This is a genomic window from Brevundimonas sp. UBA5936, from assembly GCA_002430835.1.
Lineage (GTDB): Bacteria > Pseudomonadota > Alphaproteobacteria > Caulobacterales > Caulobacteraceae > Brevundimonas.
In genome coordinates this window covers 1-8,189 of the sequence record DJDA01000042.1, presented here as the reverse complement: position 1 = coordinate 8,189, position 8,189 = coordinate 1, and the positions used below count along the sequence as shown (strand labels likewise).

Below are 8,189 nucleotides of genomic sequence, written 5' to 3'. Positions count from 1 at the left end.
CCCGCGCCTTGAGCGCCGAAGCGGCCCTGCGCCGCACGGCCCTGGCCGCCCTGGGCCAGGTTTCGGCCAACGCCGAACTGCTGCGCCGGGTGCGTCGGCCCGAGGCCCTGCATCAACTGCGGGTCGGCCTGCGCCGCCTGCGCGCCGCGCTGTCCGTCTTCGCCCCCCTGCTGGGCCAGGACGCCGCCCCTGTCATCGCCGAGCTGAAATGGCTGGCGCATGAGACCGACGCCGCCCGCGACCTGGACGTCTTCATCCGCGACGTCTTCCACCCCGCCGCGCTGGAGACGCCCGACCCCGACCTCGCCCCCCTGGGCCTGCGTCTGCTGGCGGCCCGCAGCGGCGCCTATCGCCGGGCGATGACGGCGATCGATTGGCCGCGCTACGCCGCCCTGATGTTCGAGACCCTGGTCTGGATCGAGACTGGCGCCTGGCGGGCCGATCCCGACCCGGTGCGCGCCTGGCGCCGACAGCGGCCCGTCGCCGAGTTCGCCGCCGAGGCCCTGGAGCGGCTGAACCGGCGCGTGCGGCGCGGCGGTCGCCGTCTCGACCAACTGGACGTCGCGGGCCGCCACCGTCTGCGCATCCGCGTCAAACGCCTGCGCTACGCAGCTGAGTTCTTCGCCGGCCTGTTCGACCATCCCCGCCGCGAGCGTCGTTTCCTCAAGGCGCTGGAGACGACGCAGGACGCCTTCGGCGCCCTCAACGACCTGGCCGTGGCGCGCGACCGAATCCCCGCCGAGGCCCGGCTGACCTCTCCCGAGATCGCCTTCGCCGCCGGGCGCCTGATCGGCCGCCGCGAACAGAGCGCCGCCGTCCTGCACGCCGCCTCAAGCCGCGCCTTCGCCCGCCTGGCCCGCGCCCGGTCCTTCTGGCGATAGGCCTTACGACTAAATCGGTCGCATAACGATAAATGTTCTTGTTCAGTTCACGAGAACATCTTGCGAACAAGAACAAACCATGTCCATAGTCCGGCTCAACGAGGGAGCGGGTCCGTGGCGGGTCTCTCCCGAAGTCAGATGGGAATCATGGCAAGGGAGAGAAAACCAATGTCACAGGCGGCACTGAAGCTCGTGGGTAAAGAAGACGGCGACAAACAACGCGCTCTTGAGGCGGCGATCGCGCAGATCGATCGCGCCTTCGGCAAGGGCTCGGTCATGAAACTGGGCAAGGCTGGCGTGGTGGCCGAGATCGAAAGCGTCTCGACCGGCTCGCTGGGTCTCGACATGGCGCTCGGCATCGGCGGCCTGCCGGTCGGCCGGGTGATCGAGGTGTTCGGCCCCGAATCCTCGGGCAAGACGACCCTGGCCCTGCACACCGTGGCCGAGGTCCAGAAGAAGGGCGGCGTGGCCGCCTTCGTCGACGCCGAGCACGCGCTCGATCCCGTCTACGCCCAGAAGCTGGGCGTCAACCTGGACGACCTGCTGGTGTCGCAACCCGACGCGGGCGAACAGGCGCTGGAGATCGTCGACACCCTGGTGCGCTCGGGCGCCGTGGACATCGTGGTGGTCGACTCCGTCGCCGCCCTGACGCCGCGCGCGGAAATCGAGGGCGAGATGGGCGACAGCCTGCCCGGCCTTCAGGCCCGCCTGATGTCGCAGGCCCTGCGCAAGCTGACGGCCTCGATCTCCAAGTCGAAGTGCATCGTCCTGTTCATCAACCAGATCCGTCACAAGATCGGCGTCATGTACGGCTCGCCGGAAACGACGACGGGCGGCAATGCGCTGAAGTTCTACGCCTCGGTGCGCCTCGACATCCGCCGCACCGGCGCGATCAAGAACCGCGACGAGGTCGTCGGCAACACCACCCGCGTCAAGGTGGTCAAGAACAAGGTCGCCCCGCCGTTCCGCGAAGTCATCTTCGACATCATGTACGGCGAAGGCATCTCCAAGATCGGCGAGATCATCGATCTGGGCGTCAAGGCCAACATCATCGAGAAGTCGGGTTCGTGGTTCTCCTACGACTCCACCCGCATCGGTCAGGGCCGCGAGAACGCCAAGGAGTTCCTGAAGAACAACCCCGACATGGCCCTCGCCATCGAGAAGGCCGTGCGCCAGTCCACGGCCAAGATCGCCGACGACATGCTGGGCGCGCCCGAGCCGGACGAGGGCCAGGACCTCGAGGGCTGATCCCCCCACCACCCTTTTACGCCGTCATCCTCGGGCTTGACCCGAGGATCCAGCCGGGCAGCACACCCAATCCTTTTCCGCCGGGATCGCACTGACGATCCGATCTTCGGGCCAGGCCCGAGGATGACGGCGGGAGACAAGGGGCCCACCCTAACGGCCAGAGCTTCTCCGTTCGCCGCCTCGCGACCCGCCTACCGACCCCGCGGCCGGTCGGACGGAGATCGGCCCGCCCGACCTGCTTCGGGCGGGCCTCTTTTTTGTTCGGCGCCTGCCTCTCTCCCGCTCATCCCGGCGGACGCCGGGACCCAGTGCTTTGGCCCCAAGCGCGACAGTTAGGCGATAGCGACGGGCGCAGCGCTCTCACTGGACCCAGCGGCCGTCAGGATGAGCCGTCGTTGAGACGTCTCCCGTCAAAACCGCTTTCCCGACGCAACCGGCTTGTTTCCCGCCCTTGCCCGCAGGCAGAGTGTTCCGAACCCACGGAGCCTCCCCCATGACCTTCGCCACCGCCGACCTCTGCGACGCCCATCCTGAAGCGGTGAAGGTCTGTCAGGTTTCCTTCCGCAGCTTCGGCCAGGTCGCCGCCTTCCACGGCCCGATCCGCACCCTCAGCGTGCTGGACGACAACGCCCTGGTCCGCCAGACGCTGGAGCGCCCCGGTCAAGGGGCCGTGCTGGTCGTCAACGGCGGCGGCTCGCTGAAGCGGGCGCTGGTCGGCGACAATCTGGCCAAGCAGGCCATCGACAACGGCTGGGCCGGGATCGTCGTCCACGGCGCCGTGCGCGACGTCAGCGTCATCAACACCATGAACGTCGGCGTCAAAGCCCTGGGAACCATCCCCCTGCGCGCCGAACGCGACGCCATCGGCGAGATCGACATTCCCACCGCCTTCGGCGGCGTCATCTTCACCCCCGGCGACTGGCTCTACGCCGACGCGGACGGCCTGATCCTCTCGCCGCGTCGCCTGCACGATTAGAGCGTCCCCGAGCGCAAAAACACGGCCGCGCCCGCAGGATCACGCGCCAGTGATGCGTTCGGCGCAAAATCCCTATATGACGCCGGTTCCGACATTCCTCCCGCGCGCCCGAGTTCCAGAGCGATACGCCCATGACCAGCCTGAAGCAGATCCGTTCCACCTTCCTCGACTACTTCGCCGCCGACGGCCACGAGAAGGTGCAGTCGGCTCCGCTCGTGCCGCAGAACGACCCGACGCTGCTGTTCGTCAACGCGGGCATGGTGCCGTTCAAGGACTATTTCACCGGCGCCGCCACCCCGCCCTACAACCGCGCCACCAGCTCGCAGAAATGCGTCCGCGCCGGCGGCAAGCACAACGACCTGGACAACGTCGGCTATACCGCGCGTCACCACACCTTCTTTGAAATGCTGGGCAATTTCTCGTTCGGCGACTACTTCAAGGACCACGCCATCGAGCGCGCCTGGACCCTGCTGACCAAGGAGTTCGGCCTCGATCCCAAGCGCCTGCTGGTCACCGTCTATCACACCGACGACGAAGCCTTCGACATCTGGAAGAAGATCACCGGCTTCTCGGACGACAAGATCATCCGCATCCCCACCGCCGACAACTTCTGGGCCATGGGCGACAGCGGGCCGAGCGGCCCGTGCACGGAAATCTTCTACGACCACGGCGACCACATCTTCGGCGGCCCTCCCGGTTCGCCGGACGAGGACGGCGACCGCTTCGTCGAGATCTGGAACAACGTCTTCATGCAGTTCGAGAAGGAGAACGACGAGATCGTTCGCGAACTGCCCAAGAAGTCGGTCGACACCGGCATGGGTCTGGAGCGCATCGCCGCTGTCCTGCAGGGCGTCCACTCCAACTATGAAGTGGACCTGTTCCGCAATCTGATCGCGGCCTCGGAAGAGCTGACCCACACCAAGGCCGAGGGCGAACGCGCCCCGTCGCACCGGGTCATCGCCGACCACCTGCGTTCGACCGCCTTCCTGATCGCCGACGGCGTGACCCCCTCGAACGAGGGCCGGGGCTATGTCCTGCGCCGCATCATGCGCCGCGCCATGCGCCACGCCCACCTGCTGGGCGCCGCCGATCCGTTGATGCACCGCCTGGTGCCGACCCTGGTCGAGGAGATGGGCGAGGCCTATCCGGAACTGGGCCGCGCCCAGGCCTTCATCGAGGACACGCTGAAGCAGGAAGAGATCCGTTTCCGCACCACGCTCGGTCGCGGCATGAATCTGTTCGATCAGGCCACCAGTGACTTCAAGGCCGGCGACATGCTGGACGGCCAGACGGCCTTCACCCTGTACGACACCTACGGCTTCCCGCTGGATCTGACGCAGGACGAGGCCCGCCGTCGCGGCTTCAGCGTCAACGTCGACGGCTTCGAATCCGCCATGGCCGAGCAGCGCGATCGCTCGCGCGAGCACTGGAAGGGCTCGGGCCAGACGGCTTCGGCCGGCGCTTGGCTGGCCCTGCGCGACCAGCACGGCGGCACGGAATTCACCGGCTATGAGTCCGAAACCGGCGAGGGCAAGGTCATCGCCATCGTCAAGGACGGCGCCGAGGCGGCGTCCGCCGCGACCGGCGAGACGGTCGAGGTGCTGCTGGACAAGACCCCCTTCTACGGCGAAGGCGGCGGTCAGGCGGGCGACAAGGGCGCCTTCGTCTGGAGCGGCGGCGAAGGCCGCGTGCTGGACACCAAGAAGCATGGCGGCGACCTGCACGTTCACACGCTGGAAGTGACCAAGGGCTCGCTGTCCACCGGCGCCACCGTGACCGCCACGGTCGAGGAAGGCTCGCGCCCGACCACCCGCGCCAACCACTCGGCCGCCCACCTGTTCCACGCCGCCGTTAAGAACGTGCTGGGCGCTCACGTCGCCCAGAAGGGCCAGATGGTCGACGCAGAGCGCATGCGCTTCGACTTCAGCCACAACGCCCCGATGACGGACGAGGAGATCGCCCGCGTCGAGGACGAGGTGAACGCCGTCATCCGCCAGAACGTCCCGGTCACGACCGAGCTGATGACGCCCGACGCCGCCATCGCGGCGGGCGCCGTGGCCCTGTTCGGCGAGAAGTACGGCGACGAGGTCCGCGTCCTGACCATCGGCCATGCGCTGAGCGGACCCGGCGCCTATTCGGTCGAACTGTGCGGCGGCACCCACGTCTTCCGCACCGGCGACATCGCCCTGTTCAAGATCGTGTCCGAAGGCGGCGTGGCCGCCGGCGTACGCCGCGTCGAGGCCCTGACCGGCGAGGCGGCCCGCCGCTTCCTGCTGGATCAGGCCAATGTCGCCCGCCACCTGGCCCAGGGCTTCAAGATCCAGCCCGCCGAGGTTCCGGCCCGCGTCGAGGGTCTGCAGGCCTCGGTCAAGACGCTGGAGAAGCAGGTCGCCGACCTGAAGAAGCAGCTGGCCCTGGGCGGCGGCGCGGGCGCCAATGCGGCCCCCGAAGAGATCGGCGGGATCAAGCTGATCGCCCGCGTTCTGGACGGCGTCGACGGCAAGGGCCTGCGCGGCGTGGCCGAGGACTTCAAGAAGCAGATCGGCTCGGGCGTCGTCGCCCTGGTCGGCGTCACCGACGGCAAGGCGGCCATCACCGTCGCCGCGACGCCGGACATGGCGGGCAAGGTCAATGCGGCCGATCTGGCCCGCGACGCCGTCATCGCCATGGGCGGCAAGGGCGCGGGCGGCAAGCCCGACTTCGCCCAGGGCGGCGCTCCGGACGGATCGAAGGCCGAGGACGGCCTGAACGCCATCCGCGCCGCGCTGAAGGGCTGATCTTACCTCTACCCTCTCCCGATGGGAGAGGGCTTGAGCCTCCAAGAGCCGAAGGCGATTGGCCAAGGCGAAAGGGTGAGGGTTCGCGGTCGAAGTCGGCCCAAGGTCGTGGCGCGACGGCTTACGCCGACGGATAGGACAAGCCCCTCACCCTTTCGCGCCAGAACGTCGGCTGCGCCGCCGTGCGCTCAAGCCCTCTCCCGCCGGGAGAGGGAAGTCATTACTCCGGCGCCCCCAGGTCGATCGCCGCCAGCTTCCAGCCGAACAGGTTGCGGCGCTTCATCAGCAGGGACACCTGCTCGTCCGGCTGATCGTCGCGGGTCAGGGTGACGGCGAAGGTGTCCAGGTCGCGATAGCCCCACGACTGACGCACGCGGTCATGGTCGCTCTTCGCATCCTGGTGCGTCTCGACCGAGAGAGCGGGCTTGGGCGTGCGGCCCTCCTGCACCATCATGGATATCGCCTGCGGGGTGACGAAGGCGTCCACCGCCCCGCCGACAATCGCGGGCGCCAGCAGCATCCCCAGCCCCGACAGGCCGCTGTCGGCCATGCGCGGGTCATTACGCATCTCGGCCATCATGCGGGCGTTCAGTTCATCCTTCAGACTGGCGCGGAAGGCGGGAAAGTCGACCTGGCGCTCCAACCCCTTTTCATCCCCGGCTTTCGCCGCCTGCACCAATGATCGCGCCGCCAGCAGCGGAGACGCGGCGTAGGCGACCATAAAGATAGCGACGGCCGCCAATCCCAGACGAATGATCAGTTTGCGGTTCATCGGCCCTCCCCTGCCTTACGAACGCGACGAGACGACGACGAAACGGCGTCAAAATCCCCAAGAGTATTAGGGACATGGATCGTAGGCGGGTTCAATGCGTGTTTTCACGCGGCTCTGTCCCATGTCCCGCACGCGGATGGCAGGATCGAGCGCGCCGCCACCCTGGATCCTCGGGTCAAGCCCGAGGATGACGGCGAACGTGTGGGGGATAACGCCCAACAAAAAGCCCGCCGGATCGCTCCGGCGGGCCTTGATGTCTTGGCGCCTACAGGCCGCGTCGGGTCGAGACCCGAAGGGCGGCGCGAAGCCGCCAAGGCGGAGCCTTCTGACCGCGGCCGACTGGAAAAGCCTCAGCCGATGCCCGGCAGGGCCTTCTTCAGGTTCTCGGACACCTTGTCCAGGAAGCCTTCGGTCGTCAGCCAGGACTGCTGATCGCCGACCAGCAGAGCCAGATCCTTGGTCATGAAGCCCGACTCGACGGTCTCGACGACCACGCGCTCCAGCGTATCGGCGAACTCGGCCAGCTGGGCGTTGTCGTCCAGCTTGGCGCGGTGCTTGAAGCCGCGGGTCCAGGCGAAGATGGAGGCGATCGAGTTGGTCGAGGTGGCCTCGCCCTTCTGATGCTGGCGGTAGTGGCGGGTCACGGTGCCGTGGGCGGCCTCGGTCTCCATGACCTTGCCGTCCGGCGTCATCAGCACCGAGGTCATCAGGCCCAGCGAGCCGAAGCCCTGCGCCACGATGTCCGACTGCACGTCGCCGTCGTAGTTCTTGCACGCCCAGACGAAGCCGCCCGACCACTTGATCGCGGCCGCGACCATGTCGTCGATCAGGCGGTGCTCATAGGTCAGGCCGCGCTTCTTGAATTCCTCGGCGTAGTCGGCGTCGAAGACTTCCTGGAAGATGTCCTTGAAGCGGCCGTCGTAGGCTTTCAGGATGGTGTTCTTGGTCGACAGATAGACCGGGTAGTTGCGCTGCAGGCCATAGGCGAACGAGGCATGGGCGAACTCGCGGATCGAGGCGTCCAGGTTGTACATGCCCATGGCGACGCCGGCGCCCGGCGACTTGTAGACCTCGTGCTCGATGACCTCGCCGTCGTCGCCGACGAACTTGATGGTCAGCACGCCCGGCCCCGGCATCAGGAAGTCGGTGGCCTTGTACTGGTCGCCGAAGGCGTGACGGCCGACGACGATCGGCTGGGTCCAGCCCGGCACCAGGCGCGGGACGTTCTTGCAGATGATCGGCTCGCGGAAGACCACGCCGCCCAGGATGTTGCGGATGGTGCCGTTCGGCGACTTCCACATCTTCTTCAGGCCGAATTCGGCGACGCGCGCCTCGTCCGGAGTGATGGTGGCGCACTTCACGCCGACGCCGTGCTTCTGGATGGCGTGGGCCGCGTCGATCGTGATTTGATCGTCGGTGGCGTCACGGCTTTCCATGCCGAGGTCGTAATAGTCGAGTTCGAGGTCCAGGTACGGGAAGACCAGCTTGTCCTTGATCATCTGCCAGATGATCCGGGTCATTTCGTCGCCGTCGAT

General features: G+C 67.3%; 6 protein-coding genes. 4 read left to right on the top strand and 2 right to left on the bottom strand.

Annotation, left to right across the window (positions count from 1 at the left end):
* From B2Y21_RS04270 to alaS, 4 genes are all read left to right on the top strand, one after another.
* The coding region (locus B2Y21_RS04270; RefSeq protein WP_292057305.1) for a CHAD domain-containing protein at positions 1-881 on the top strand (881 nt) is incomplete at its 5' end.
* A 168-nt stretch (positions 882-1,049) separates the two neighbouring features.
* Complete coding sequence (gene recA / locus B2Y21_RS04265) at positions 1,050-2,129, top strand: recombinase RecA (protein ID WP_128115118.1); 1,080 nt, start codon at positions 1,050-1,052, stop codon at positions 2,127-2,129.
* Positions 2,130-2,622: 493 nt separating this feature from the next.
* The gene (rraA, locus tag B2Y21_RS04260) at positions 2,623-3,105 is read left to right on the top strand and encodes a ribonuclease E activity regulator RraA (RefSeq protein WP_292057302.1); all 483 of its coding nucleotides are present in this window, start codon (positions 2,623-2,625) and stop codon (positions 3,103-3,105) included.
* Positions 3,106-3,236: 131 nt separating this feature from the next.
* Positions 3,237-5,882: an alanine--tRNA ligase gene (gene alaS / locus B2Y21_RS04255; protein ID WP_292057300.1), complete on the top strand. Its 2,646-nt coding sequence runs from the start codon at positions 3,237-3,239 to the stop codon at positions 5,880-5,882.
* 220 nt (positions 5,883-6,102) lie between these two features.
* Here alaS and B2Y21_RS04250 read toward each other — a convergent pair whose 3' ends face one another.
* Both B2Y21_RS04250 and B2Y21_RS04245 read right to left on the bottom strand, forming a co-directional pair.
* The gene (locus B2Y21_RS04250; protein WP_292057298.1) at positions 6,103-6,654 is read right to left on the bottom strand and encodes a DUF2939 domain-containing protein; all 552 of its coding nucleotides are present in this window, start codon (positions 6,652-6,654) and stop codon (positions 6,103-6,105) included.
* Between the two features lie 350 nt (positions 6,655-7,004).
* Positions 7,005-8,189: NADP-dependent isocitrate dehydrogenase (locus B2Y21_RS04245; protein WP_292057296.1), on the bottom strand; the 1,185-nt coding region annotated here is incomplete at its 5' end.